The sequence below is a fragment of the Micromonospora sediminicola genome, assembly GCF_900089585.1.
In the GTDB taxonomy this organism is placed as follows: domain Bacteria; phylum Actinomycetota; class Actinomycetes; order Mycobacteriales; family Micromonosporaceae; genus Micromonospora; species Micromonospora sediminicola.
This window is the reverse complement of the sequence record NZ_FLRH01000004.1, coordinates 68,456-95,275: the sequence shown is the minus strand read 5'-3', so window position 1 is coordinate 95,275 and position 26,820 is coordinate 68,456. Positions and strand designations below refer to the sequence as shown.

General features: G+C 74.1%; 26 protein-coding genes. 22 read left to right on the top strand and 4 right to left on the bottom strand.

Annotation, left to right across the window (positions count from 1 at the left end):
- The first annotated feature begins 531 nt into the window (after positions 1-531).
- The 20 genes from GA0070622_RS21835 (at position 532) to argH (ending at position 22,234) form a co-directional block, all read left to right on the top strand.
- Positions 532-795 carry a phosphoribosyl-ATP diphosphatase gene (locus tag GA0070622_RS21835; RefSeq protein ID WP_091577978.1) on the top strand — a complete coding sequence of 88 codons (264 nt, stop codon included), beginning with the start codon at positions 532-534 and terminating at the stop codon, positions 793-795.
- 43 nt (positions 796-838) lie between these two features.
- Complete coding sequence (gene hisG, locus GA0070622_RS21830; RefSeq protein WP_091577975.1) at positions 839-1,684, top strand: ATP phosphoribosyltransferase; 846 nt, start codon at positions 839-841, stop codon at positions 1,682-1,684.
- Positions 1,681-2,643 (top strand): DMT family transporter, encoded by a 963-nt coding sequence (locus tag GA0070622_RS21825; RefSeq protein ID WP_091577973.1) that lies wholly within the window; start codon positions 1,681-1,683, stop codon positions 2,641-2,643. Before hisG ends, GA0070622_RS21825 begins: the two co-directional genes overlap by 4 nt.
- Positions 2,640-3,113, top strand: a complete 474-nt coding sequence (locus GA0070622_RS21820) for a PH domain-containing protein (protein WP_172967807.1) — start codon at positions 2,640-2,642, stop codon at positions 3,111-3,113. The genes GA0070622_RS21825 and GA0070622_RS21820 overlap by 4 nt, the downstream gene beginning before the upstream one ends.
- A 328-nt stretch (positions 3,114-3,441) precedes the next feature.
- The gene (infC, locus tag GA0070622_RS21815; protein ID WP_091577968.1) at positions 3,442-4,092 is read left to right on the top strand and encodes a translation initiation factor IF-3; all 651 of its coding nucleotides are present in this window, start codon (positions 3,442-3,444) and stop codon (positions 4,090-4,092) included.
- An 18-nt stretch (positions 4,093-4,110) separates the two neighbouring features.
- On the top strand, positions 4,111-4,305 hold the full coding sequence (rpmI, locus tag GA0070622_RS21810; protein WP_091309655.1) for a 50S ribosomal protein L35: 195 nt from the start codon (positions 4,111-4,113) through the stop codon (positions 4,303-4,305).
- Positions 4,306-4,337: 32 nt separating this feature from the next.
- Positions 4,338-4,730, top strand: coding sequence for a 50S ribosomal protein L20 (gene rplT / locus GA0070622_RS21805; protein ID WP_091577965.1), 393 nt, complete (start codon positions 4,338-4,340; stop codon positions 4,728-4,730).
- A gap of 88 nt (positions 4,731-4,818) precedes the next feature.
- Positions 4,819-5,700 carry a TrmH family RNA methyltransferase gene (locus GA0070622_RS21800; RefSeq protein ID WP_091577962.1) on the top strand — a complete coding sequence of 294 codons (882 nt, stop codon included), beginning with the start codon at positions 4,819-4,821 and terminating at the stop codon, positions 5,698-5,700.
- 171 nt (positions 5,701-5,871) lie between these two features.
- Positions 5,872-6,966, top strand: coding sequence for a phenylalanine--tRNA ligase subunit alpha (gene pheS, locus GA0070622_RS21795; RefSeq protein ID WP_091577959.1), 1,095 nt, complete (start codon positions 5,872-5,874; stop codon positions 6,964-6,966).
- A gap of 26 nt (positions 6,967-6,992) precedes the next feature.
- Complete coding sequence (gene pheT, locus GA0070622_RS21790; RefSeq protein WP_091577957.1) at positions 6,993-9,542, top strand: phenylalanine--tRNA ligase subunit beta; 2,550 nt, start codon at positions 6,993-6,995, stop codon at positions 9,540-9,542.
- Positions 9,543-9,704: 162 nt separating this feature from the next.
- The gene (locus tag GA0070622_RS21785) at positions 9,705-10,391 is read left to right on the top strand and encodes a hypothetical protein (protein ID WP_091577954.1); all 687 of its coding nucleotides are present in this window, start codon (positions 9,705-9,707) and stop codon (positions 10,389-10,391) included.
- 4 nt (positions 10,392-10,395) lie between these two features.
- Positions 10,396-13,758: a P-loop NTPase gene (locus GA0070622_RS21780; RefSeq protein ID WP_091577951.1), complete on the top strand. Its 3,363-nt coding sequence runs from the start codon at positions 10,396-10,398 to the stop codon at positions 13,756-13,758.
- A 104-nt stretch (positions 13,759-13,862) separates the two neighbouring features.
- Positions 13,863-14,864, top strand: coding sequence for an N-acetyl-gamma-glutamyl-phosphate reductase (argC, locus tag GA0070622_RS21775; RefSeq protein ID WP_091577949.1), 1,002 nt, complete (start codon positions 13,863-13,865; stop codon positions 14,862-14,864).
- Positions 14,861-16,033: a bifunctional glutamate N-acetyltransferase/amino-acid acetyltransferase ArgJ gene (argJ, locus tag GA0070622_RS21770; RefSeq protein ID WP_091577947.1), complete on the top strand. Its 1,173-nt coding sequence runs from the start codon at positions 14,861-14,863 to the stop codon at positions 16,031-16,033. The genes argC and argJ overlap by 4 nt, the downstream gene beginning before the upstream one ends.
- The gene (gene argB, locus GA0070622_RS21765; RefSeq protein ID WP_091577944.1) at positions 16,030-16,917 is read left to right on the top strand and encodes an acetylglutamate kinase; all 888 of its coding nucleotides are present in this window, start codon (positions 16,030-16,032) and stop codon (positions 16,915-16,917) included. Before argJ ends, argB begins: the two co-directional genes overlap by 4 nt.
- Complete coding sequence (locus tag GA0070622_RS21760; RefSeq protein WP_091577941.1) at positions 16,914-18,119, top strand: acetylornithine transaminase; 1,206 nt, start codon at positions 16,914-16,916, stop codon at positions 18,117-18,119. The genes argB and GA0070622_RS21760 overlap by 4 nt, the downstream gene beginning before the upstream one ends.
- Positions 18,116-19,042, top strand: a complete 927-nt coding sequence (argF, locus tag GA0070622_RS21755; RefSeq protein ID WP_091577939.1) for an ornithine carbamoyltransferase — start codon at positions 18,116-18,118, stop codon at positions 19,040-19,042. The genes GA0070622_RS21760 and argF overlap by 4 nt, the downstream gene beginning before the upstream one ends.
- Complete coding sequence (locus GA0070622_RS21750) at positions 19,039-19,554, top strand: arginine repressor (RefSeq protein WP_091577936.1); 516 nt, start codon at positions 19,039-19,041, stop codon at positions 19,552-19,554. The genes argF and GA0070622_RS21750 overlap by 4 nt, the downstream gene beginning before the upstream one ends.
- Positions 19,551-20,762 (top strand): argininosuccinate synthase, encoded by a 1,212-nt coding sequence (locus tag GA0070622_RS21745; RefSeq protein ID WP_091577933.1) that lies wholly within the window; start codon positions 19,551-19,553, stop codon positions 20,760-20,762. The genes GA0070622_RS21750 and GA0070622_RS21745 overlap by 4 nt, the downstream gene beginning before the upstream one ends.
- Before the next feature lie 8 nt (positions 20,763-20,770).
- Complete coding sequence (gene argH / locus GA0070622_RS21740) at positions 20,771-22,234, top strand: argininosuccinate lyase (RefSeq protein ID WP_091577930.1); 1,464 nt, start codon at positions 20,771-20,773, stop codon at positions 22,232-22,234.
- A 64-nt stretch (positions 22,235-22,298) separates the two neighbouring features.
- On the opposite strand, the gene GA0070622_RS21735 is transcribed toward argH, so the two are convergent.
- The 3 genes from GA0070622_RS21735 to GA0070622_RS21725 all read right to left on the bottom strand — a co-directional run bounded on the left by GA0070622_RS21735 (position 22,299) and on the right by GA0070622_RS21725 (position 24,040).
- Entirely contained in the window at positions 22,299-22,652 is a 354-nt protein-coding gene (locus tag GA0070622_RS21735) for an MmcQ/YjbR family DNA-binding protein (RefSeq protein WP_091577928.1), read from the bottom strand.
- A gap of 67 nt (positions 22,653-22,719) precedes the next feature.
- On the bottom strand, positions 22,720-23,154 hold the full coding sequence (locus tag GA0070622_RS21730; protein WP_245666715.1) for a DNA-binding protein: 435 nt from the start codon (positions 23,152-23,154) through the stop codon (positions 22,720-22,722).
- Positions 23,155-23,422: 268 nt separating this feature from the next.
- Positions 23,423-24,040, bottom strand: a complete 618-nt coding sequence (locus GA0070622_RS21725; RefSeq protein WP_091577925.1) for a DNA-3-methyladenine glycosylase — start codon at positions 24,038-24,040, stop codon at positions 23,423-23,425.
- Between the two features lie 120 nt (positions 24,041-24,160).
- On the opposite strand from GA0070622_RS21725, the gene GA0070622_RS21720 reads away from it, so the two are divergent.
- Both GA0070622_RS21720 and GA0070622_RS21715 read left to right on the top strand, forming a co-directional pair.
- Positions 24,161-25,261, top strand: coding sequence for an LLM class flavin-dependent oxidoreductase (locus GA0070622_RS21720; protein WP_091577923.1), 1,101 nt, complete (start codon positions 24,161-24,163; stop codon positions 25,259-25,261).
- On the top strand, positions 25,258-25,884 hold the full coding sequence (locus tag GA0070622_RS21715; RefSeq protein WP_091577920.1) for an FMN reductase: 627 nt from the start codon (positions 25,258-25,260) through the stop codon (positions 25,882-25,884). The genes GA0070622_RS21720 and GA0070622_RS21715 overlap by 4 nt, the downstream gene beginning before the upstream one ends.
- Before the next feature lie 33 nt (positions 25,885-25,917).
- On the opposite strand, the gene GA0070622_RS21710 is transcribed toward GA0070622_RS21715, so the two are convergent.
- Positions 25,918-26,802, bottom strand: coding sequence for a universal stress protein (locus GA0070622_RS21710; protein ID WP_091577917.1), 885 nt, complete (start codon positions 26,800-26,802; stop codon positions 25,918-25,920).
- Between the last annotated feature and the right edge of the window lie 18 nt (positions 26,803-26,820).

Genomic DNA, 26,820 nt, shown 5'->3' with positions numbered 1-26,820 from the left:
GCCTGACCGCCCGGTCGCCTGGTCGCGTGACCGCCTGGCCGGCGGAGTGCGCCCGCCGTCCAGGTGGTCGGGCGGCAGGGCAGACGACGGCGGCCGGTGACCCGTTGGGTTCGCACCGCCTTTAGAGCTGATATCAGAAGCGACTCACCCGTTCGAACCGGCGTGCCGCGGCCGGCGATCGCCCCCGTGCCGCCCGGTCCCGTGCCGCCCGGTCCCGTGCCGCCCGCCCGGTTCCCGTGCCACCGGTCCCCGTCCACGACCGCCGCTCGTAGGGGCCGGATGATCGACTCAGTACGCCGAGCTGCCGGTCCGGCGCGGTCGGCGGCCCGAGTCGTTTCTGATATCAGCTCCACAGGCGGCGTGGAGGCACCCGGACCGATGGCGGCCGCCGGAGGGCCGGCACGCCAGCGGAGAGCGCCGGAGCGGAGGGCTACCCCGATCCGCCCGCGAGGGTGCGACGGCGGCCGGTCGAACCCGCCCGACGGACCCGGGGCGAGCGGCCCCGTCGGGCGGCTGGAAGAATCGCCTTCCGTGAAGACGTTCGAGGAGTTGTTCGCCGAGCTGCAGGCCAAGGCCGCCGCCGGCACCCCCGGCTCGGGCACCGTCGACGCGCTCGCGAAGGGCGTGCACTTCATCGGCAAGAAGGTCGTCGAGGAGGCGGCCGAGTCGTGGATGGCGGCCGAGCACGAGGGCCCGGAGCGGGCCGCCGAGGAGATCTCCCAGCTGCTCTACCAGGCGCAGGTGCTGATGCTGGCCACCGGTCTCGACCTGAAGGACGTCTACCGACATCTCTGAGTGCCCGTCCGCTGATCATCCGATCGAACGAAGGAGCACTCCCATGCTGCGTGTCGCCGTACCCAACAAGGGCGCCCTGGCCGAGTCGGCCGCCGGGATGCTGCGCGAGGCGGGCTACCGCCAGCGCACCGACCCGAAGGACCTGGTCTGCCGGGACGAGCCCAACGACATCCAGTTCTTCTACCTGCGCCCCAAGGACATCGCCACCTACGTCGGCTCCGGTGACCTGGACGTCGGCATCACCGGGCGCGACCTGCTGATCGACTCCGGCGCGCCGGCCGAGGAGGTGGTCGACCTCAACTTCGGTCGGGCCACCTTCCGGTTCGCCGCCCGCCCCGACGACGTCGCCTCCGTCCAGCAGCTCGGCGGGCACCGGATCGCCACCGCGTACCCGGGTCTGGTCGAGCGGCACCTGGGCGAGCTGGGCGTCAAGGCCGAGGTGATCCGGCTCGACGGCGCGGTGGAGAACGCCATCCGGCTCGGCGTGGCCGACGTGGTCGCCGATGTGGTGGAGACCGGCGCCACGCTGCGCCAGGCCGGCCTGGTGGTCTTCGGTGAGCCGTTGCTGCGCTCCTCGGCGGTGCTGGTCCGCCGGGCCGGCGCGCCCGGCGGCGCCCAGCAGGAGCAGCTCCAGCGTCGGCTGCACGGCGTGCTGGTCGCCCGCCGCTACGTGATGCTCGCCTACGACGTGCCGGCCGGCCTGCTCGACCGGGCCAGTGCGCTCACCCCGGGCATCGAGTCGCCCACGGTCTCGCCGCTGCACCGGGAGGGCTGGGTCGCGGTGCAGGCGATGGTGCTCCGCGACGACGTGCACCGGATCATGGACGAGCTGTACGAGTTGGGCGCCCGGGCGATCCTGGTCACCAACATCCACGCCTGCCGGCTGTGAGGCCGCTGCCGCTCCCGGCCGCGCTGGCCGTCGTCGTCCTGGGTGGCGTGGCCTCGGCCGCCCAGGGCGTGGTCAACGCGGAGCTGGGGGAGCGGACCGGTGATCCGGTGCTCGGCGCCGTGGTCAACAACCTGGGCGGCTGCCTGCTCGTGCTGGTCGGGCTGGCCGTCGTGCCCTCGATGCGGGCCGGGCTGGCCGGGCTGCGCCGCGCCGGGCTGCCCTGGTGGGCGTACCTGGGCGGGGTGGGCGGCGCGGTGATCGTCCTCGTGGCGCCGGTGGTGGTGCCGGTGCTCGGGGTTGCGGTGTTCACGATCGCGCAGGTCGCCGGGGGCAGCCTCGGCGGCCTGGCGGTGGACCGGGCCGGGCTGGCCGCCACCGGGCGGCTGCCGCTCACGCTGCCCCGCGTCGGCGGGGCGGTGCTCGGCGTCGGCGCGGTGGCACTCGCGCAGCTGGGCCGCCCGATCGGCGACCTCGCGGTCGGGCTGGTGCTGCTCTGCGTCGTGGGCGGGCTGGCGGTGGCCGGGCAGTCCGCGCTCAACGGTCGGGTCGCCGCGTCCGTCGGTCCGGCCGCCGGCCTCGCGGTGAACTTCGCGGTCAGCACGTCGGTGATCGGTGCGGTTGCGGTGCTGGGCGGCACGCTGGCCGAGCAGCCGCGCTGGCCCACGCAGTGGTGGCTCTACGTCGGCGGCCTGTTCGGCGTCGGCATCGTGCTGGCGCTGCTGGTCGGCGTCCGCGCGGCCGGGGTGCTGCGCACCGGCCTGGCGCTGGTGGCCGGGCAGCTCGGCGGGGCGCTGCTGCTCGACCTGGCGCTGCCCGGCGGGCCCGGCGTCCGGCTGCCGGTGCTGGCCGGCGCGGTGCTCACGCTGGTGGCCGTGCTCGTGGCCGGGGTACGCCGGCGCGGCGCGGTCCGTGTGGCGGCCGAACGTGAGCGCGAGCCGGATGGCAGACTGGTCGGGTGAGCGATTCCGTGGTGACCGTGCGGCCCCGCCGCGTCCGGGTGGTCTGCTGGGCGTCGGCCGTCGCGCTGCTGGTGGTGTTCAGCCTCGTCGCGACCTCGTTGTCCGGTTCCACCGGTGAGGGCTACGGCACGTTCCAGCGCGGCGACCAGTTCGCCATGGTCGGTCTCGGGGTCTTCGGCGCGCTCGGCTTCCTGCTGTTCACCCGCCCCCGGGTGACCGCCGACGCCCGCGGCGTGCGGGTCCGCAACGTGATCAGCTCCTACGAGCTGCCCTGGGAGGTCGTGCGCGGGGTCCGGTTCGACCGCGGCGCCCCGTGGGCCAGCCTGGAGCTGCACGACGACGACCTGCTGCCGATGGTCGCCCTGCAGGCCGCCGACAAGGAGAGCGCGGTCGAGGCGGTCCGGGCGCTGCGCCGCCTGCACCAGGCGCACCTGGCCGCGCTCGCCGCCGGCCAGCCGGCACCCCGCTGACCTGCGGGGCCCGGTTTGGGCCGGGCTGGGCCGAGGGTGTAGTCTTGCGGAGTCGACCAGACTGCCCCCGTCCCTGACGCGCGGGTGGTCATGAAGCGGAGCGCCCGCTCCCACCCGAGTCGCCGTCCAGGTGTCCGGGTCCGGTCCCCGGGTTTCGGGCACGTCCCGATCCCGGATGCGCGATCCTGTGATCGTGCCGACCGGTCGAGTGGGCCCTGGCATACGCCGGGGCCTTCTGCTTTCCGAGTCGGCTCCCGCCCGGGAGCCCACGGAGTCGGCACCACACGAGACTTCGACTCGAGGAGGCCCCATCAGCGTCGAACCACGCGTGAACGAGCAGATCCGGGCACGTGAGGTCCGACTGGTCGGCCCCGAGGGTGAGCAGGTGGGCATCGTCCCGCTGGAGCGCGCCCTGCAGCTGGCCGCGGACGTCGACCTGGACCTGGTCGAGGTTGCGCCGATGGCGCGCCCGCCGGTGTGCAAGCTCATGGACTTCGGCAAGTTCAAGTACGAGAGCGCACTCAAGGCGCGCGAAGCGCGGCGTAACCAGCAGCAGACCGTCATCAAGGAGATGAAGCTCCGGCCGAAGATCGACCCGCACGACTACGAGACCAAGAAGGGTCACGTGGTGCGGTTCCTCAAGGCGGGCGACAAGGTCAAGGTGACGATCATGTTCCGTGGTCGCGAGCAGAGCCGCCCGGAGCTGGGTTACCGGCTCCTGCGCCGGCTCGAGTCCGAGATCACGGACCTGGGATACGTCGAGGCCGCGCCGAAGCAGGACGGTCGAAACATGATCATGGTTCTCGCTCCGCACCGGGCCGTCAAGGCCTCCGCGGTCGCCGCCACGGCGTCGCGCGGTGGGCCCCGGGACCGCGCCGCGGAGGAGTCCGGAGCCCCGGCAGGTGGCGAGGCCCCGGCGGCCGGCGAGACCGCAGCAGCCGGTGAGACCGGCCCGACCGCTGACACCAGCGGCCAGTAACAGGGAGAGACGTTCCACATGCCGAAGATGAAGAGCCACACGGGTATGGGCAAGCGGGTCAAGGTGACCGGCAAGGGCAAGATCGTCGCCCAGCAGGCCGGCCTCCGCCACAACCTGGAGAAGAAGGCCAGCACCCAGACCCGTCGGCTGACCGGCACGGTCGAGCTGGCCAAGGCCGACACCAAGCGCATCAAGAAGCTGCTCGGCCGCTGACGCGCGCCACCTGAACCGAAGAAGGAGTTGAGATGGCACGCGTCAAGCGGGCTGTGAACGCCCAGAAGAAGCGTCGTACCCTGCTGGAGACCGCGAGCGGTTACCGCGGTCAGCGCTCCCGGCTCTACCGCAAGGCCAAGGAGCAGGTGCTGCACTCGATGCAGTACTCCTACCGGGACCGTCGCGACCGCAAGGGCGACTTCCGGCAGCTCTGGATCCAGCGGATCAACGCCGGAGCCCGGGCCAACGGCCTGACCTACAACCGGCTGATCCAGGGCATGCGCCTGGCCGGCATCGAGGTCGACCGCAAGATCCTGGCCGACATGGCCGTCAACGACGCCGCCGCGTTCGCGGCGATCGTCGAGCTGGCCCGCGCCGCCGTGGCGGCCGAGGGCACCGGTGGCGCCGCGGCCCAGGCCGCCTGACCCACCTGTACGCGGCCCAGGCCGCTGACCCACCTGTACGCGGCCCAGGCCGCCGGACCCACCCGTACGGCAGATCGAGGCGTCTCCCATGCAGTCACCGTCGCAGGGGAGGCGCCTCGACGCCGTTCCCGGTCCGTTCACCCCGCGTACCCCGAGGGTCGTCGCGGCCCGCCGGCTGCAGCGCCGGCGCGACCGCGAGCAGACCGGCCGGTTCCTGGCCGAGGGGCCGCAGGCGGTGCGCGAGGCGCTCGCCCTCGGCGGCGCCGTGGTCGAGCTGTTCGGCACCCCGGCGGCGCTCGACCGGTACGCCGACCTCGCCGCCGGCGCCGCCCGCGCGGACGTGCAGGTCTCCGAGGTCACCGACGACGCCCTGGCGGCGCTCGCCGAGACCGTGGCCCCGCAGGGCCTGGTGGCGGTCTGCCGGCACCTCGACGTCCCGATGGACGAGGCCCTGGCGCGCGGGCCGCGCCTGGTCGCGGTGCTCGCCGGGATCCGCGACCCGGGCAACGCCGGAACGGTGCTGCGCACCGCGGACGCGGCCGGCGCCGGCGCGGTGGTCTTCGCCGGCGAGGCCGTCGACCCCTACAACGGCAAGTGCGTGCGGGCCTCCGCCGGCAGCCTCTTCCACGTCGACGTGGTGCGCGCCGCCGACCCGCTCGTGGCCGTCGAGGCGCTGCGGGCCGCCGGCCTGTCGATCCTCGCCACCACCGGGTACGGCGACAGCGACCTCGACGACCTCGCCGACGCCGGCCGGCTCGCCGCCCCCACCGCGTGGCTGTTCGGCTCGGAGGCGCACGGCCTGCCGGAGGAGCTGACCACGGCCGCCGACGCCCGGGTCCGGGTGCCGCTGCACGGGCGCGCGGAGAGTCTCAATCTGGCTGCGGCGGCGGCCGTCTGCCTGTATTCTTCGGCGAGAGCACTGCGTCGACCCACGGTCACGCAGGACGGAGCAGGGGAGTCCGCCACGTGATGAACGCGCCACGGCGTTCGTTTAGCCAGCCCGCCGGTGTCGGCGGGCGGCAGGCCTGACCTTCCTCCCTGCACGACTCCCACCGGCGGGCTGCGGCGAAGCCGCGCGTCCGTAGACTCGTCTGGCCGCCTGAGAAGGGCCGGCGCCGCCGTGAGGGAGTGCCCGTTCACCATGAGCTACCGCAACGATCCGTACGACCCGAAGCAGGTCGCCCTGCTCGACCCGGACGCCCTGGCCGGGGCCGTGGCCGACGCCGAGAAGGCGTTCGCCGCCGCCGCCGACCCCGACGCGTTGACCGCGCTGCGTCCCGCGCACCTGGGGGACCGGTCCCCGGTGTCGCTCGCGCGCCGGGAGATCGGCGCGCTGCCGCCGGCCGCGAAGTCCGACGCCGGCAAGCGGGTCAACGAGGCCCGGCGCGCCATCGAGTCCGCGTACGCCGCCCGGCAGGAGATCCTGGACCGGGAGCGGGCCGAGCGGGTGCTGGTCGAGGAGCGGGTCGACGTGACCCTGCCGTACGACCGCCGGCCGCGCGGCGCCCGCCACCCGCTGACGGTGCTGATGGAGCAGATCAGCGACCTGTTCATCGGCATGGGCTACGAGGTGGCCGAGGGTCCCGAGGTCGAGCTGGAGTGGACCAACTTCGACGCGCTGAACATCCCGGCCGACCACCCGGCCCGCGGCCTGATGGACACGTTCCACATCGCACCCGCCGACGGCTCCACCGCGGCTTCGGCCAGCTCTGCGGGTTCGGGCCTTGTTCTCCGTACGCACACGTCGCCGGTGCAGGCGCGCACCATGCTCAGCCGCAAGCCGCCGATCTACGTGGTGGTACCGGGCCGGGTCTACCGCACCGACGAGTTGGACGCCACCCACGCGCCGGTCTTCCACCAGGTCGAGGGCCTGGTGGTGGACAAGGGCATCACCATGGCGCACCTGCGCGGCACGCTGGACCACTTCGCCCGGGCCATGTTCGGTGAGGGCGCGAAGACCCGCTGGCGGCCGCACTACTTCCCGTTCACCGAGCCGTCGGCGGAGTTCGACGTCTGGTTCCCGGAGCACCGGGACGGGCCGCAGTGGGTCGAGTGGGGTGGCTGCGGCATGGTCAACCCGCGCGTGCTGCGCGCCTGCGGGATCGACCCGGAGGTCTACTCCGGATTCGCGTTCGGCATGGGCATCGACCGGACCGTGATGGTCCGGCACGGGGTCAGCGACATGCGGGACATGGCCGAGGGCGACGTGCGGTTCACCCGCGCGTTCGGCGCCTGAGCTACGGGAACGGTGGAAGAAGAGTCATGCGAGTTTCTGTCAGTTGGTTGCGGGAGTACGTTGACCTCCCGACCGACCTGCCCACCGGCGACCTGGAGCAGGCGCTGGTCGACCTCGGCATCGAGGTCGAGTCGATCGTGGACCTGCGGGAGAGCGTCACCGGTCCGCTGGTCGTGGGCGAGGTCCTGGAGATCGAGGAGCTGACCGGCTTCAAGAAGCCGATCCGCTTCTGCCGGGTGGACGTGGGCGCCGCGAACGGCACCGGCGAGCCGCAGGAGATCGTCTGCGGGGCGCGCAACTTCGCCCAGGGCGACCGGGTCGTGGTGATCCTGCCGGGCGGGGTGCTGCCCGGCAACTTCACCATCGGCGCGCGCAAGACGTACGGGCGCAACTCCCACGGCATGATCTGCTCGGCGCAGGAGCTGGGGCTCGGCGACGACCACTCGGGCATCATCGTGCTGCCCGAGGACGTGAAGGCCCAGCCCGGCGACGACGCGCGGCCGATCGTCGGCCTGGACGACGTGGTGGTCGAGATGGAGATCACCCCGGACCGCGGGTACGCGCTCAGCGTCCGCGGCATCGCCCGAGAGCTGTCGCACGCGCTCGGCGTGCCGTTCCGTGACCCCGCCGACGCGCCCGCGTCGGGCGGCACCGCCGAGCCGGCGTACCCGGTGGAGGTCCGCGACCCGGTCGGCTGCGACCGGTTCGCCGCCCGGATGGTGCGCGGCGTCGACCCGACCGTCGAGACGCCCGGCTGGATGCGGCAGCGGCTCACCGTCGCCGGCGTGCGCAGCATCTCGCTGCCCGTCGACATCACCAACTACCTGATGCTCGAACTCGGCCAGCCGATGCACGCCTTCGACGCCGACCGGATCGTCGGGCCGCTGGTGGTGCGCCGCGCCGAGCCGGGGGAGAAGCTGACCACCCTGGACGGGGTGAGCCGTGCCCTCGTACCGGAGGACATGGTGATCTGCGACGACACCGGTCCGATCTCGCTGGCCGCGGTGATGGGTGGCGAGACCAGCGAGGTACTCGCCTCCACCACGAACGTGCTCTTCGAGGCGGCGCACTGGGACCCGGCGATGGTCGGGCGCACCGCCCGGCGGCACAAGCTGTTCAGCGAGGCCGCCAAGCGTTGGGAGCGGGGCGTCGACCCGACGCTGCCGCTGGTCGCGCTGGAGAAGGCGGTCCGGCTGCTCACCGACCTGGCCGGCGGTGCCGCCGGCGCCGAGGTGCTCGACCTCGACCACGTCCGTCCGCGGACGCCGGTCGCGCTGCCGGTGGACCTGCCGTCGCGCCGGGTCGGCGTGACGTATGCGCCGGACCGGGTGGTGGAGCTGCTGGAGCAGGTCGGGTGCGCGGTCACGCGCGGCGCCGACCGGCTCGGCGAGGACCCGGGCGCCGCCGGGGTGGCCGCGTCCGGCGCGGGCGAGGTGCTCACCGTGACGCCGCCGAGCTGGCGGCCCGACCTGACCGACCCGGCCGACCTGGTGGAGGAGGTGGTCCGCCTCGACGGGTACGACCGGGTGCCGTCGGTGCTGCCCACCGCGCCGGCCGGCCGGGGCCTGACCCCGCAGCAGCAGCGTCGCCGGGCCGTCGCCCGTTCCCTGGCGGAGCGCGGCCTGGTCGAGGTGCTGTCCCAGCCGTTCGTGGCGCCCGAGCTGGCCGACCAGCTCGGCCTGCCGGCCGACGACCCGCGCCGACCCGCGGTGCGGCTGGCCAACCCGCTGTCCGAGGAGGAGCCGCTGCTGCGCACCACACTGCTCGGCCCGCTGCTGGGCATCGTCAAACGCAACGTGGGTCGGGGCCAGCGGGACGTGGCGATCTACGAGATCGGCGCGGTCTTCCACCCGCGTCCGGGCGTCGGCGCCCCGCCCGCCATGGGCGTGGACCGGCGGCCCACCGACGAGGAGTTCGCCGCCGCCGACGCGGTGGTCCCGGCGCAGCCGCGGCACGTCGCCGTGGCGCTCTGCGGCGAGATCGAGCCGGCCGGCTGGTGGGGCGCGGGCCGGGCGGCCGGCTGGGCGGACGCCGTCGAGGCCGGCCGGGCGGTGCTGGACGCCGCCGGTATCCCGGCCGACCGGGTGACCGTGCGGGCCGGTGAGCGGGCGCCCTGGCACCCGGGGCGCTGCGCCGAGCTGCTGGTGGACGACGTCGTCGTCGGGCACGCCGGCGAGCTGCACCCGGCCGTGGTGGCCGCGCTGGAGCTGCCCCGCCGCACCAGCGCCATGGAGCTGGACCTGGACGCGCTGCCCGCCGCGCCGCTGGCGACCGGGCCGACCATCTCCACGTTCCCGCCGGCGCTGATCGACGTGGCGCTGGTGGTGGACGAGGCGGTGCCGGCGGCGGAGGTGCGGCGGGCCCTGGCCGAGGGCGCCGGCCCGCTGCTGGAGGACGTCCGGCTCTTCGACGTCTACGCCTCCGCGCAGCTCGGCGCGGGGCGGAAGTCGCTGGCCTACAAGCTGACGTTCCGGGCCCCGGACCGCACGCTGGCCGGCGAGGAGGCGGTGGCCGCCCGCGACGCCGCGGTGGCGCTCGCCGCGCAGCGCTTCGGCGCCACCCTCCGCGGCGCCTGAGGTGTAAGGAAGGGCCCCCGCTTAACGCCTCCGGTAGAGGCGGGGGCCCTTCTTAACGCTCGGGTCCCGCTGTTCTTGTGCTGTCGGGATTCGTACAGACGGACCCGCTCGCGCACGGCCGGCGCCTACAGTCCTTCGACATTCGTCAGATGAAGGACGCTCATGCCGGATTCGCCTTCCACCCCGCTCCTGACCTCCGTCCAGGAGGCCGTGGTGCAGGCGTACTACCCGGACCGCGTGCGCGCGGCGTCGAGCGCCCGGACCCGGGCCCAGGCCGCACAGTCCGTCGTCACCGTCTTCGCCGGTGCCCTGGTGGCGACGTTCACCCTCACGGCGCTGGCATCGGCGGCGCCGGTGACCCGGGTGGCCGGGTGCGTCGCCGTCGCGTTGTGGCTGTTCGCCGCGGTCCTGTACGTCCGCGCCATCGCGACGGTCGTGCCGCCACCGCCGACCGCCGCGCGCGAGGCGCCCGACGCCCGCTCGCTCATCGAGGAGGTCCTCCGGCGGGGAGACCGGGAGGCGCGGCAGGTCGACCGCCGGCAGACGTGGGCGAACCTGGTGTCCGTCGTCGCCCTCGCGGCGACCGTGGCGACCTTCTGCGCCGCCCTGTTCGTCGAACATCCCGACAAGACCCGACCCGGGGTGCTCATTCTCGGGCCGGACGGCCAGGCCACCATTCGTGCCCTCTGCGGCCCCGCTGTCGGCCCGAAGGTCGAGGGGAAGGTCGACGTGCGCTCGATGTCGGGGCAGTTCGTCTCCGTCAGGCTCGCCCGTTGCGGCGATCGTCGTGACGTCACCGTCCGAGTTCCGAGGAGCGCGGTGTCGGCCGCGCTGACCAGGGAGGGCTGAGCCGATGGCACTGCACAACGACCCCACGTTCCTGATCGTGCGAGGTTCGCCCTCGATCGCCTCCGACGCGGAGGCCCTGGGGAGTCGCTGCGCGGCTGCGGTGGCCCGCCTGCACGACGAGGGCGGCGCGGTGGACGCGCTGGTGCTCGTCGGCGACCTCACGTCGTCGGCTTCGGCGGACGAGTTCGCCGCGGTGTCGGCGGTCGTGGACCGGATCCTCGCCGAGTGCTGTGAGGCTCCGGTGCCGACGGAACTCCCCGCCGTCCTGGCCGTACCCGGCCTCGCGGACCGCGCACCGCTCTCCCCGGCTCTGCCGACCGTCCGGTCGCTGACCGACTGGTGGCACATGGTGCGGGACGACTTCTGGCGCGACGAGACGCCGGACGTGCGGGAGGCGATCCGGGCCGGCTTCCGGCCCTGCCTGGACTGGTACGCCGGCTACGTGCCCGAGGGCGGCTGGCAGCCCGGGCTGCTGCCCGGTGAGGGCGGCCTGGTGCTCGACACCGGAAACGTTCGCCTCGGCGTGGCGACCGTCAACACCGCCTTCCGGATGCTCACCGCGGACGCCTCGCCCGAACTCGCCACCCTGCACTCCCGTCAGGTGAGCGCCCTGACCGCGGGCTGGGCCCGGCCGGTGGACGCGGTGGCGGTCGTCGCTCCGACCGGCGCCGAGCTGCCGGGGGATGCCGCGATCCCGGTGCTCCCGGTCGCCGGCTCCGAGGGCGGGAGCGGATCCGGCTGGCTGATCCCCGACGCCGGGCCGCAGGTCGTGGTCGCCCGGCAGGTGGAGGGTGGCGTACGCCTGGTCGACCTGGACGGGGGCACCCTGCTCGACGCCGTCCGGCCCGCACCGGTGCCGCCGGCGGCGGAGCCGGTGGTGGAGCCGGAGCCGGCACGCGCGGACCCGGGCGATCTGCTCGCCGAGATCGACCAGATCATGGCCACCGGGCAGGCCGTCCTGGTCCTCACCTCCGGCATCGAGGCGGAGTCGCGCGGCGAGTGGTCCAGCCCGCTCGCCAGCCCGGACGAGCTGTTCGACGCGCTGGCGGACCAGCTCGCCCAACCGATCGCGGACGGCCGGGTGACCCTGGCGGCGCTGATGCAGCGGCTGCGGCAGGCGGACCCGTCGCTGGTGCGGCGCACCATCGGGGGGATGCTGGTGGCGGACGGCACCACCATCAACGACACCGCCCTGCGACTGCTGCTGGCCCCGTGGTACCGGGTGTACGACTGCACCGGCACGAACGTCTTCCACGACATCGCCGCGCGGATGGAGGTCGGCAGCAATGTGGTCGTGGTGGACGCGCACCGGGACCCGCCCGGCCGGGGCCGCCCGCAGCTGGAGGTCGTGGCGATGCACGGCATCGCGCCGGGCAGCGCCGCCGGGCCGGTGACGTTCGACATCGACGACCGGGGGCGTGGCGCCCGCGGCCAGTGGTTCCGGCAGTTGAAGGCGGATCTGATCACCCACCCGGTGGTGTTCGGAGCGAGCACCGTCGATAGTCGGCACCTGTCGCTCTACCTGGACACGCTGACCGGCGACGCCGGGGCGTCGGGTGCGCCCCGGCGTTTCGTGGTGGCGCCGGGCGACGACGCGACCGCCTCGTGGAAGTTGGCCGGGGCGGGCACCGTCCAGGTTCCGCTCACCGTCGCCGAGTTGGCCCGCGAGCGGCTCGGTGCCACCCGGGAGCCGATGCGTCGGGGCGCGCAGCTGCGCGCCCGGATGCGGTCCGTGCTCGACCGCAATGCCGGGGTGCAGCTCGTCTCCACCCTGCTGGAGGCGGCGCCGCCCGGCGACCCGCTGTACCTGAGGGGGACCGACCCGACGTGGGGTGACGTCGCGCAGAACATCCCGGCGCAGTTGTCCACCCTGTCGGCGATGCTGGAACGCGCCGGTTCGGCCGGGCCGCAACAGCCGGTGCTCGTGCTCAACGACCGGTCCGGCACCGGCAAGTCCACCACTCTGATGCAGTTCGCGGTGGCCCTGCACGTCCGGGGCCTGGCGGTCGGGTGGGTGGACCGGGCGACGACCAAGTCGAGCCAGGACGTCATCAGCGAGTGCGTGGAACTCGGACTGGACGCGGTCCTGATCGACGACGTCGACATCTTCGGCGCGGAGGCGGCCCGCCTGATGACCCGGCTCGGCCAGCGCGGCACGATCCTGGTCGCGGCGACCATCCGCAGCACCCGGGGTCATCTGCTCGACGAGGTGGCGGGCCTGACCCGGGTGCCACCGCTGCGGCTGACCGACGACGACCTGAACAGCCTGGTGGAGCGGTTGGAGGCGTATCGGCAGCTCGGCAAGCTCAAGCAGTACAAGCTGCACGACACGCGGGTGGACCGGCTGCGGCAGGTCTCCGACCGCGACCTGATGGCCGCGATGGTCGAGGTGATCACCGGATACCGGTTCGAGGAGCGGGTCAACAGCGAGTTCGCCCAGCTCGATCCGCGGGAGCGGGACATCTACGCCACGGTCTGCCTCTTCGAGGCGCTGCAGTACGAGGACCGGTCGTTGACCCTGCCGCAGAACGCCCTGCTCCAGATCGCCTCGGACGGCCCCCCGGACCCGGCCGTCAACCAGGCGATCGAGCGTCTGGTGTCCGGTCGCCGGATGCTGGTGCGGCGGGAGTCGGGGCACATCCGCAGCCGGCACCGGGTGGTGGCGGAGGCGATGGAGAAGTCGATCCGGGAGGACAAGGACTACTTCCTGGAGATCTTCACTCGGCTGCTGCTGTTCTACGTCCAGCGCGGTGCCGGCATCACCGACCGCAACGACCCGACCCGCCGCGCCATGGTGGCGCTGATCAACCACCGGGTGATGATGAAGTCGGGCCTGCCGATCGACTCGGTGCGCGAGGTCTATCAGCAGCTGCACGACTACCTCAAGGACGACTTCCACTACTGGCTCCAGTGCGGGTCGTACGAGCTGGAGCGGCGGAACCTGGACCTGGCCGCCACCTACCTGGAGACGTCCCGGGGCTGCGACGGCGGCCAGGACCACTTCAAGGTGGTCACCACCTGGGCGATGGTGTGTCTGCGGCGGGCCAGCGCCCGCCCGACGGACAACGGCCTGCACGAGGTGGCGGTGGACGCGTTCCGGGAGCTGGAGCGCATCGCGAAGCAGGAGGGCGACCGGTCACCGCACACCATCGTCACGATCGTCCGGGACGGGACGAGCTGGCTGCAGCGCGGTGTGTTCTTCACCGAGGACGAGCAACAGAGCACGGCGCGCCGGATCCTGCGGTGGATCGAGATCGGGCACCGGTTGCTGGCGATGAACGGCGAGTTCCGCTCGGCGGCCGAGCACTGCACGGGTCCGCTGGAGCGCATGGTGCGCGCGGAGGACGAGCGGGCGATACCGCTCTGAACCCGGCTCCGCCCGAGAAGCGTACGTCCATGCAGTGGACCGCATGAACTTGCAGTGACGGGATGGCCCTGCTAACCTCTATGCATAGTCATGCGGAGGGCAGTATGGGCATTCGAGTTGCGGTGGCCGGGGCGAGTGGATACGCCGGCGGCGAACTGTTGCGCCTGCTCGCCGGTCACCCCGAGTTCGACCTGGTCACCGCTACCGCGCACAGCCAGGCCGGTCAGCCCGTCACCGCCGTACACCCGCAGCTCGTCGGCCTGGACCTGGTGTTCGGGGCGACCGAGCCGGCGGCCCTGGCCGACGCGGACCTGGTCTTCCTGGCCCTGCCGCACGGCCAGTCGGCGGCGCTCGCGGCGGCCCTCCCCGACAGCGTCGCGGTGGTCGACCTCGGCGCCGACCACCGGTTGCGCGACGCGGACGCCTGGGCCCGCTACTACGCCGGCGCGTACGCCGGCGCGTGGACGTACGGCCTGCCCGAGCTGCCCGGCCAGCGGGCGGAGATCGCCGCGGCCCGGCGGGTGGCCAGCACCGGCTGCTACGCCGCAGCCACCACCCTCGCCCTGGCGCCGCTGATCGCCGCCGGCGCGGTACGCCCCGACGACGTGGTGGTGGTCGCCGCCTCCGGCACCTCCGGCGCCGGCCGGGCCGCGAAGGCGCACCTGCTCGGCAGCGAGGTGATGGGCGACCTGTCGCCCTACAAGGTGGGCGCACACCAGCACGTGCCGGAGATCAAGCAGGCCAGCGGCGCGGCCGGCCTGTCGTTCACGCCCGTCCTCGCGCCCATGCCGCGCGGGATCCTGGCCACCGTCACCGCGCTGCCGACCGGTGACGCCGACCCGCGCGCGGTGCTGGCCGCCGCCTACGCCGACGCGCCGTTCGTGCACGTGCTGCCCGAGGGGGCGTGGCCGCACACCGCCGCCACCGCCGGCTCGAACTCCTGCCACCTCCAGGCGACCGTGGACGTCGACTCGGGGCGGGTGATCGTGGTCAGCGCCATCGACAACCTGGGCAAGGGCGCGGCCGGCCAGGCCGTGCAGAACGCCAACCTGATGGTCGGTCTCCCCGAGACCACCGGTCTGTCCGTCTTCGGAGTAACCCCATGAGTGTCACCACCCCCCGCGGCTTCCGTGCCGCCGGTGTCGCCGCCGGCCTCAAGACCTCCGGCGCCGGTGACGTCGCGCTGGTCGTCAACGACGGCCCGGACGCCGGGGTCGCCGGCGTGTTCACCGCCAACCGGGTCAAGGCCGCCCCGGTGCTCTGGACCCAGCGCGTCGTCCACGGCGGCGTGGTCCGTGCCGTGGTGCTCAACTCCGGCGGCGCGAACGCCTGCACCGGCCCGGCCGGCTTCCAGGACACCCACGCCACCGCCGAGCACACCGCCGCCGCGCTCACCGGCAGCAGCCCCCGGCTGATCGTCGGCGCCGGCGAGGTCGCGGTCTGCTCGACCGGCCTGATCGGCGAGCGGCTGCCGATGGACAAGCTGCTGCCCGGCGTACGCGACGCGGTGCGCGGACTGTCCCGCGACGGCGGCGGACCGGCCGCCGAGGCGATCATGACCACGGACACCCGACCCAAGACGACGGTGGCGCGCGGCAGCGGCTGGACCGTCGGCGGGATGGCGAAGGGCGCCGGGATGCTGGCGCCGGCCATGGCCACCATGCTCTGCGTGCTCACCACCGACGCGGTGGCCGGCCCGGACGTGCTGGACGCCGCGCTGCGGGCCGCCACCCGGGTCACGTTCGACCGGGTCGACTCCGACGGCTGCATGTCCACCAACGACACCGTGCTGCTGCTGGCCAGCGGCGCGTCCGGCATCGAGCCGACCGAGGCCGAGCTGACCGCCGCGGTCACCGCCGCCTGCCACGACCTGGCCCAGCAGCTCCTCGCCGACGCGGAGGGCGCGACCAAGCAGGTCGCCGTCGACGTGGTGGGCGCGGCGAACGAGGACGAGGCCGTGGAGGTGGGCCGCGCGGTGGCCCGCAACAACCTGGTGAAGACCGCGCTGTTCGGCAACGACCCGAACTGGGGTCGCATCCTCGCCGCCGTCGGCACCACCGCCGCCACGTTCGAGCCCGACGACGTCGACGTGGCGGTCAACGGGATCTGGGTGTGCCGGGCCGGCGCCGCCGCCGAGGACCGCGCCAAGGTGGACCTCACCGGCCGCGACGTGACCATCCGGATCGACCTGCACGCCGGTGGCGCCGCGGCCACCGTCTGGACCAACGACCTGTCCCACGCGTACGTGCACGAGAACTCGGCCTACTCCACATGAACCTCACCGCTGACCTCAGCCAGGCCCAGGCCAAGGCCGCCACGCTGATCGAGGCGCTGCCCTGGCTGGCCCGCCTCGCCGGCGCGACCGTCGTGGTCAAGTACGGCGGCAACGCCATGGTGGACCCCGCGCTCCAGCGGGCGTTCGCCGCGGACATGGTCTTCCTCCGGTACGCCGGCCTCAAGCCGGTCGTCGTGCACGGCGGCGGCCCGCAGATCTCCGCCATGCTGGGCCGCCTCGGCATCGCCAGCGAGTTCCGGGGCGGCCTGCGGGTCACCACCCCCGAGGCCATGGACGTGGTCCGGATGGTCCTCGTCGGGCAGGTCGGCCGGGAGCTGGTCGGCCTGGTCAACGCGCACGGCCCGTTCGCGGTCGGGCTCTCCGGCGAGGACGCCGGCCTGTTCACCGCGGTGCGCCGGCCGGCGTACGTGGACGGGGAGCCGGTCGACGTGGGGCAGGTCGGCGACGTGGAGTCGGTGAACGCCTCCGCGGTCACCGACCTGATCGCGGCCGGCCGGATCCCGGTCATCTCCACCGTCGCCCCGGACGCCGACGGGGTGCTGCACAACCTCAACGCGGACACCGCCGCCGCCGCGCTCGCGGTCGCCCTGGACGCGCGCAAGCTGGTCGTCCTCACCGACGTGCCCGGTCTGTACGCGGACTGGCCCGACACGTCCAGCCTGATCAGCGAGATCACCGCCGACGAGCTGGCGACGCTGCTGCCGTCGCTGGAGTCGGGCATGGTCCCGAAGATGGAGGCGTGCCTGCGGGCGGTGCGTGGGGGAGTACCCGCCGCGCACGTCGTCGACGGCCGGGTCGCGCACTCCACGCTGCTGGAGGTCTTCACCTCGGAAGGGTTCGGAACGATGGTGATCGGCTCATGAGCACGCTGGTGCGGCGCTGGCGCGCCACCATGATGGACAACTACGGCACACCGCCACTGGCGCTCGTCTCCGGCTCCGGCGCCGTCGTGGTCGACGAGGCCGGCCGGGAGTACGTGGACCTGGTCGGCGGCATCGCCGTCAACGCGCTCGGCCACGCGCACCCGGCCGTGGTGGCCGCCGTCACCCGGCAGGTCGCGACGCTGGGGCACGTGTCGAACCTGTTCGTCGCCGAACCGCCGGTCGCGCTGGCCGAGCTGCTGCTGGCCCTCGCGGGCCGGCCGGGCCGGGTCTTCTTCGCCAACTCCGGCGCGGAGGCCAACGAGGCGGCGTTCAAACTCTCCCGGCTCACCGGTCGACGCCACGTGGTGGCCGCCCACGGTGGTTTCCACGGCCGGACCATGGGCGCGCTGGCGCTCACCGGTCAGCCGGCCAAGGCCGACCCGTTCCGCCCGCTGCCCGGCGACGTGACCCACGTGCCCTACGGCGACGTCGACGCGCTGGCCGAGGCGGTCACCGACGCCACCGCGATGGTGATCCTGGAGCCGATCCAGGGGGAGAACGGCGTGGTCGTCCCGCCGCCGGGCTACCTCGCGGCGGCCCGGCGGATCACCGCCGCACGCGGCGCGCTGCTGGTGCTCGACGAGGTGCAGACCGGCGTCGGGCGTACCGGGCACTGGTTCGCCCACCAGGCCGAGGGCGTCGAGCCGGACGTGGTCACGCTGGCCAAGGGGCTCGGCGGCGGCCTGCCGCTCGGCGCGTGCCTGGCCTTCGGCCCGGCCGCCGACCTGCTCACCCCCGGCTCGCACGGCACCACGTTCGGCGGCAACCCGGTCAGCTGCGCCGCCGCGCTCGCGGTGGTCGCCACGATCGCGAACGAGGGGCTGCTCGACCACGTCAAGCGGGTCGGCGAGCGGCTGCGGCGCGGCGTCGAGGCGCTCGGGCACCCGCTGGTGCGCGGGGTGCGCGGCGCCGGCCTGCTGCTCGGCGTCGAGCTGGCCGCCCCGGTCGCCGCCCCGGTGACCGAGGCGCTGCGCGCCGCCGGTTTCCTGGTCAACCCGGTGCAGCCCGGCGTGGTCCGGCTCGCGCCGCCGCTGATCCTCACCGCCGCGCAGGCCGACGCGTTCCTGGCCGCCCTACCCGCCGCGCTCGACGCGGCCGCTCCCGCGCCGACCGGACCCACCGCCACGGAGGCCCTCGCATGATCCGCCACTTCCTGCGCGACGACGACCTCACGCCGGCCGAGCAGGCCGCCGTGCTCGACCTCGCCGCCCGGATGAAGGCCGAGCGGTACGCCCACAAGCCGCTGGCCGGGCCCCGGTCGGTGGCGGTGCTGTTCGACAAGCAGAGCCTGCGCACCCGGATCTCGTTCGACGCCGGCATCGCCGAGCTGGGCGGCCACCCGCTCGTCGTGGACACCCAGGTCACCCACTTCGGTCGGGGCGAGACGCTGGCCGACGCCGGCCGGGTGCTGTCCCGCTACGTCGCGGCGATCGTGCTGCGGACCCACGGCGACGACCGGATCGCCGAGGTGGCGGCGCACGCCACCGTGCCGGTGGTCAACGCGCTCACCGACACCTACCACCCCTGCCAGCTCCTGGCCGACCTGCTCACCGTGCGCGAGCGGTTCGGCGCCACGGCGGGCCGGATCCTCACGTACGTCGGCGACGCGGCGAACAACATGGCGCACTCGTACCTGCTGGCCGGCGCGACCGCCGGCATGCACGTGCGGATCGCCGGACCGGCGGGGTTCCACCCGGACCCGGAGATCGTCGCCCGGGCGGAGAAGATCGCGGCCGGCACCGGTGGATCGGTCCGGGTCCTCGTCGACCCGGTCGAGGCGGTCCGGGACGCGCACGTGGTGGCCACCGACACCTGGACGTCCATGGGGCAGGAGGCCGACGGGCTGGACCGGATCACCCCGTTCCGGCCCTACCAGGTCGGCGACGCCCTGCTCGCCCACGCCGCGGCCGACGTGATCGTGCTGCACTGCCTGCCCGCGCACCGCGGCGAGGAGATCACCGACGAGGTGCTCGACGGCCCGCGCAGCGCGGTGTTCGACCAGGCGGAGAATCGCCTGCACGCCCAGAAGGCGCTGCTGACCTTTCTCCTGGAGGCATCCACATGACCGCCCCGCTGACCCGCGCCGCGCGGCACGCCCGCATCGTCGAGCTGATCCGCGACACGCCCATCCACTCGCAGACCGAGCTGGCCGACCTGCTCGCCGGTGACGGCATCCAGGTCACCCAGGCCACGCTCTCCCGGGACCTGAAGGAACTGGGGGCGGTGACCGCGCGCGGCGGCGACGGGCGGGGCGTCTACCTGATCCCGGAGGACGGCCACCGTCCGTTGCGCGACGCCGAGGGCGCGCCGGCCCGGCTGGTACGCCTGCTGCGGGAACTGCTCAACGGGGTCGACGCCAGCGGGAACATCGCGGTGCTGCGCACCCCGCCGGGCGCGGCCCACTACCTGGCCAGCGCGTTGGACCGGGCCGGCCTGTCCGAGATCGTCGGCACCATCGCCGGCGACGACACCATCCTCGTCGTGGCCCGCGAGCCCGACGGCGGTGCGGCACTGGGCGACCGGCTCGCCGCCTGGGCCCGCCGGGACGAGAACGTCGAAGGGAACAGCACACCATGACCGAGCGGGTCGTCCTGGCGTACTCCGGGGGTCTCGACACCTCCGTCGCCATCCCGTACCTGGCCGAGCAGGCCGGCGCCGAGGTGATCGCGGTGGCGGTCGACCTCGGCCAGGGCGGCGAGGACATGACCGTCGTCCGGCAGCGCGCCCTGGACTGCGGCGCCGTCGAGGCGGAGGTGATCGACGCGCGGGACGAGTTCGCCGCCGGATACTGCGTGCCGGCGATCCGGGCCAACGCGCTCTACATGGACCGCTACCCGTTGGTCTCCGCGCTGTCCCGGCCGTTGATCGTCCGGCACCTGGTCGCCGCCGCGCGCCGGCACGGCGGCACGATCGTGTCGCACGGCTGCACCGGCAAGGGCAACGACCAGGTCCGGTTCGAGGTCGGCCTGGCCGCGCTCGCCCCCGACCTGAGGATCGTCGCGCCGGCCCGGGACCTCGCCTGGACCCGGGACAAGGCGATCGCCTTCGCCGAGGAGAAGGGGCTGCCGATCGACGTCACGGCGCGGTCACCGTACTCGATCGACCAGAACCTGTGGGGGCGGGCCGTGGAGACCGGCTTCCTGGAGGACATCTGGACCGCGCCGGTGGAGGACCTCTACGCGTACACGTCCGACCCGGCCCTGGAGCGCGACCCGGACGAGGTGGTCATCACCTTCGACGGCGGCGTCCCGGTGGCGATCGACGGCGAGACGGTCACCCCGTACCAGGCGATCCTGGACCTCAACCGGCGCGCCGGCGCCCACGGCGTGGGCCGGCTCGACATGGTCGAGGACCGGCTGGTCGGCATCAAGAGCCGCGAGGTGTACGAGGCGCCCGGCGCGGTCGCCCTGATCACCGCCCACCAGGAGCTGGAGGCGGTCACGGTCGAGCGGGACCTGGCCCGGTTCAAGCGCGGCGTCGACCAGCGCTGGGGCGAGCTGGTCTACGACGGTCTCTGGTTCTCCCCGCTGCGCCGGGCGCTGGACGCGTTCGTCGACGACGCCCAGCGGCACGTCACCGGCGAGGTGCGGCTGACCCTGCACGGCGGCCGGGCCGTGGTGACCGGGCGGCGCTCCGAGGCCAGCCTCTACGACTTCGGCCTGGCCACCTACGACACCGGCGACACGTTCGACCAGTCGCTGGCGAAGGGTTTCGTGCGGTTGTGGGGCCTGCCCAGCGGCCTGGCCGCCGCGCGGGACGCCCGGTTGGGAGAGGTGAGCTGGTGACCTTCACAATGGGTGGGGTGGACGACAAGAGCCTGACCGAGAACAGCGCCGCCACCAACCGGACGAGCCTCTGGGGAGGCCGGTTCGCCGGCGGTCCCGCCGAGGCGCTCGCGCGGCTGTCGGTGAGTGTCCAGTTCGACTGGCGTCTCGCCCCGTACGACCTCGCCGGTTCCCGGGCGCACGCCCGGGTCCTCGCCGGCGCCGGTCTGCTCGACCCGGAGGAGCTGGGTCGGATGCTGGCCGCGCTGGACGACCTGGAGGCGGCGTGCGCGTCCGGCGCGTTCCGTCCCACGGTGGACGACGAGGACGTGCACACCGCCCTGGAGCGGGGCCTGCTGGAACGGCTGGGCAGCCTCGGCGGCAAGCTGCGCGCCGGCCGGTCCCGCAACGACCAGGTCGCCACCGACCTGCGGCTCTACCTGCGTGACCACGCCCGTGGGGTGGCGGCCCGGCTGGTCGAGCTGGCCGAGGCGCTGGTCGAGCAGGCGGAGCGGCACGTCGACACCGCGGCGCCGGGCATGACGCACCTGCAGCACGCCCAGCCGGTGACGTTCGGGCACTGGCTGCTGGCCCACGTGCAGCCGCTGCTGCGCGACCTGGAGCGGCTGCGCGACTGGGACGAGCGGACCGCGATCAGCCCGCTCGGGGCGGGCGCGCTGGCCGGCTCGGGTCTGCCGCTGGACCCGGTGGCCGTCGCCAAGGAGCTGGGCTTCCGCACCTCGTTCGCCAACTCGATGGACGCGGTCGCCGACCGGGACTTCGTGGCCGAGTTCCTCTTCGTCACCGCGATGGTCGGCGTGCACCTGTCCCGCCTCGGCGAGGAGGTGGTGCTCTGGACGTCGCAGGAGTTCGGCTGGGTGGAGCTGGACGACGCGTTCGCCACCGGCTCGTCGATCATGCCGCAGAAGAAGAACGCGGACATCGCCGAGCTGGCCCGGGGCAAGTCCGGCCGGCTGGTCGGTGGCCTGATGAGCGTGCTGACCATGCTCAAGGGCCTGCCGATGACCTACGACCGGGACATGCAGGAGGACAAGGAGCCGGCGTTCGACGCGGTCGACACGCTGGAGCTGCTGCTGCCCGCGCTGGCCGGGATGATCTCCACGATGACGGTCCGGGTGGACCGTCTGGTGGCCAGCGCGCCGTCCGGCTTCTCCCTGGCCACCGAGGTCGCCGACTGGCTGGTCCGGCGCAACGTGCCGTTCCGCGACGCGCACGAGATCACCGGCCGGCTGGTCGCGCTCTGCGCGGCCCGCGACTGCGCGCTGGACGAGGTCTCCGACGCCGATCTGGCCGCGGTCAGCGAGCACCTGGACCCGTCGGTGCGCGACGTGCTCTCGGTGCGCTCGGCCCTCGCGGCCCGCACCACCCCCGGCTCCACCGGCCCCGGGCCGGTCGCCGATCAGCTCGCCGCCGCGGCGGACAAGCTGGCGGGGTGGCGGGAGTGGGCCGCCGAGGGGGTCGTGCCCCGCTGAGCCACCCGGTCCCGGGGCGGGCGCTGGCCCGCCCCGGTCGAGCGGCGTCCTGCCCCGCGGGCGGTCAACCGGCCGGCCGCTCGCGTTTCGGCAGCTTGGCCACCACCGCGTCGTAGGACCCGTCGGCGGCGTCGACCAGTTCGTCGTCGGGGATGCCGCCCTCGAGGCGCAGCGTGTTCCAGCCGGACCGGCCGATGTAGGGCGACGGGCGGGCGTCGGCCGGGAACCGGTGCACCCACTCGTCGGCGACCTCCCGCGTCGGGCCGCACTTGACGCCGATCCTGGCCTCGCCCTCGGGCGAGCCGAGGAAGGCGAAGATCCGGCTGCCCACCTTCACCACCTCGTCGCCCTCCCACGGCCGGTCGAGCCAGGCTCCCGGCTTGGCCAGGCAGTAGGCCAGCATCTCCTCGCGCGTCATCGCGTCCTCCCGTGCCGTCGTCCGGCACAGTCTCGCCCGCCGCTGTGACAGTCCGCCGGCCCGAGGCTCAGTCGCCGGTGCCGGTGCGGACGGTGAGCCGCTCGTAGCGCTGCCGGGCGGCCTGCGCGCTGCCCAGCCCCAGCCCGAACGCGATCGCCTGCCAGGTCATGCCGCGCCCGCGGGCCACCTGCAGCAGCCCGGCCTCCAGCACGTCGACCTCGGCCCGCACGTGCGGGATCAGGGTCAGCGCGGCCATCAGGTCGGCCTGGTCGACCGGTTCCTCGCCCTCCTGCAGTTCGGCGCCGCCGGCGAGCGCCATCACCAGCGTGGCCGCCTCGTACGCGTCGGGCACGTCGGGGTGCGCGTAGCGGCGACGGCGGGAGTTGGTGCCGGCGTGCCGCTCGGCGATCCGCAGCAGCGCCGCGTAGTTGCGGTGCGCGCGGGCCTGGGCAGCATCCGGAGCGGTGAACGGGTCGTTGTCCACGGTGACCATGTCGTCCATCCCACACCCGATAGCGGCATGTTGTCAACACCCCGTTGAAAGTCACTCGTGCGCAACGCCCTGCCCTCCTGACAGTGAGACGCTCCGCGGGACCATCGGGTTGCCACCCCACCCCACCTGCCTTCCCGCTCCTCCCGCCCGCGCCGCGCGTTGATCAAGGAGTTAGCGTCAGCCGCCCTCTCCTGCCGTGACGCGAACCCCTTGATCGGCGTGGCTGGGGTCGGCGGGCGCGGCGCGGGCGCCGGGCGGGTGCGGGCGGGGTGGGGGGCTAGCGGGGGAGCGGCGAGCGGCGGCGGGGGGTGTGGCGGCGGTAGACGCTCACGGTGGGCTCGTCGGCCAGCCAGAACCGCCACGGCAGGTCGTGGGCGGCGGCCACGCCGACCCGCGGGCCGGCGACGATCCGCGCGGGGTCGACCGGCGTTCCGGGCGGGGTCAGCAGCAGCGGGCCGGTGCCGTCGACGGCCGAGGTGCCGTTGGCGTCCCGACCGAGGCCGAGCGCGCTGACCAGGCGGGCCGGCCCGCGCGCCAGGTCCCGGTCCGACGCGCGGGGGCGGCGCTCCCGGGCGGTCTCGATCCCGTCCACCACCGCGCCGGCGCGCAGCAGCACGGCCGCCGCCTCGCCGTCCCGACCGCAGACGATGTTGGCGCACCAGTGCATGCCGAACACGAAGTACACGTAGACGTGCCCGGCGGGGCCGAACATGACCTGGTTGCGGGGCGTGGGTCCGCGGTGGGCGTGCGAGGCGGGGTCCTCGCCGGTGCCGGCGTACGCCTCGACCTCGGTCAACCGCACGCGCACGCCGTTCGCCGAGACGGTCCAGCCGAGGAGGGTCTGCGCGGTGGCCGCGACCCGCGCCGCCGGGGCCCGGAGCCAGGGGTACGTCATCGCGGCAAGGTTAGCCGGACGGTCGGGGCCACGCGCCTCCTGGAATAGTTGACTCGTCAAGTATGTTGTGCGGGGCGATCCCCGGACCGCCCGGTCCGCACCCCACCCGAGGAGCTGGTCATGCAGTTCGGAATCTTCACCGTAGGTGACGTCACGGTCGACCCGACCACCGGTCGGCTGCCCTCCGAGCGCGACCGGATCACGGCCATGACCACCATCGCGCTCAAGGCCGAGGAGGTCGGGCTGGACGTGTTCGCCACCGGCGAGCACCACAACCCGCCGTTCGTGCCGTCGTCGCCGACCACCATGCTCGGCTGGATCGCCGCGCGCACCGAGCGGCTGCTGCTGTCCACCTCGACCACGCTGATCACCACCAACGACCCGGTGAAGATCGCCGAGGACTACGCGATGCTCCAGCACCTGGCCGACGGCCGGGTGGACCTGATGATGGGGCGCGGCAACACCGGCCCGGTCTACCCGTGGTTCGGGCAGGACATCCGCAACGGCATCCCGCTCGCCATCGAGAACTACGACCTGCTGCACCGGCTGTGGCGCGAGGACGTGGTCGACTGGAAGGGACGCTTCCGCACCCCGCTGCAGTCGTTCACCTCGACCCCGCGCCCGCTCGACGGCATCCCGCCGTTCGTCTGGCACGGCTCCATCCGCAGCCCCGAGATCGCCGAGCAGGCCGCCTACTACGGCGACGGCTTCTTCGCCAACCACATCTTCTGGCCCAAGGAGCACACCCAGCGGATGGTCGGCCTCTACCGTGAGCGCTTCGCGCACCACGGCCACGGCTCACCCGACCAGGCGATCGTCGGCCTCGGCGGGCAGGTCTTCATGCGCCGCAACTCCCAGGACGCGGTGCGCGAGTTCCGGCCCTACTTCGACAACGCCCCGGTTTACGGGCACGGCCCGTCGCTGGAGGAGTTCACCCGGGAGACGCCGCTGACCGTGGGCAGCCCGCAGCAGGTCATCGACCGCACGCTGGGCTTCCGCGAGTACGTCGGCGACTACCAGCGGCAGCTGTTCCTGATGGACCACGCCGGCCTGCCGCTGAAGACGGTGCTGGAGCAGCTCGACCTGCTGGGCGAGGAGGTGGTCCCGGTGCTGCGCAAGGAGTTCGACTCGATGCGTCCCGCGCACGTGCCCGAGGCGCCCACCCACGCCGCCCTGCTCGCCGCCCGCGACGCCGCGACGACCACGGAGGAGGACCGGTGACCCGGCGTACGTTCGCGGTCGTCTCGGCCGGTCTCGGCCAGCCCTCGTCCACCCGCCTGCTCGCCGACCAGCTCGCCGCGGCCGCCCGCGACGAGCTGGCCGGTCGTGGCGCGGACGTCGACCTGCACGCGGTGGAGCTGCGCGAGCACGCGCACGACGTGGTGAACCACCTGCTCACCGGCTTCCCACCGGGCGCGCTGCGCCGGACGCTGGACGCGGTCGCGGCGGCCGACGGGCTGATCGCCGTCACGCCGGTGTTCAACGCGTCCTACAACGGGCTGTTCAAGTCCTTCTTCGACGTGGTCGACCGGGACGCGCTGGCCGGCAAGCCGGTGCTGATCGCGGCGACCGGTGGCACCGCGCGGCACTCGCTGGCGCTGGAGCACGCGGTGCGCCCGATGTTCACGTACCTGCGGGCGGTCGTGCTGCCGACGGCGGTCTTCGCCGCGCCCGAGGACTGGGCCGGCGACGACGGCGACAGCGCGCTGCGGGTCCGGATCCGGCGGGCCGCCGGCGAACTGGCCGAGCAGGTGGACCACCGACCGCCCGCGACCGGCCCGGCCGACCCGTTCGCGCTCACCACCGACTTCGCCGACCTGCTCGCCGGCCGCGACCCGTCCTGAACCCGGCTCGGCCGGACCGGTCGCCGACCGAGGTCAGTCGTCGGCCGGTTCCGGCCGGTGGGCCACCAGCACCGGGCAGTGGGCGTGCTGCACCAGGGCCTGGCTGACCGAGCCGAGCAGCAGCCCGGCGAAGCCGCCCCGACCCCGGGAGCCGACCACCACCAGCGACGCCTCGCCGCTCGCCTCCCGCAACGCGGACTCCGGGGAGGCGGCGACGACGGCGCGCTCGGTCACCCGCAGTCCCGGATGCTCCCGGCGGACCGTGTCGGCCGCCGTGGCCAGCAGCTCCGTCGCCTCGGCCCGTTCGGCGGCGCCCGCCTCGGCGGCGACCTCCGGCGCCACCGCGCCGCGCTCCGGCGACCGGACGTGCAGCAGCGCCAGCTCGGCGTCGCGGCGGTCGGCCTCGTCCGCGGCCAGCTCCACCGCGTACGCCGCGGAGTCGGAGCCGTCCACCCCGACCACCACCGGACCGCCCACCGGGATCGGCTCCTCGGCCGGGCGGACCACCAGCACCGGGCAGTGCCCGTGCTGCGCCAGCTGCCCGCCCACCGAGCCGAGCAGCAGGCCGGCGAAGCCGCCCACGCCCCGGCTGCCCACCACCACCAGCTCGGCCCGGCGCGACTCCTCGACCAGGGCCGCGCCCGGGCCGCCGGCGACCTGCCGCACCTGCGCCCGCAGGCCGGGATGCCGTTCGGCCAGCTCGGCGGCGACGCGTTCCAGCATCTTCTCCGCCTCCTCGGTCGGCGCCGGCACCCCGAGGTCGTACGGGTTGAGCGGCACCCCGTAGCCGAGCGGGTGCAGGTAGCCGTGCACCAGCAGCAGGGGCCGGGACCGCGCGACGGCGGTCGCGGCGGCCAGCTCGGCGGCGGCCAGGCTGGACGGCGATCCGTCCACCCCCGCCACGACGGGTCGGTTCATCGGGACCCCCTCGGTCGA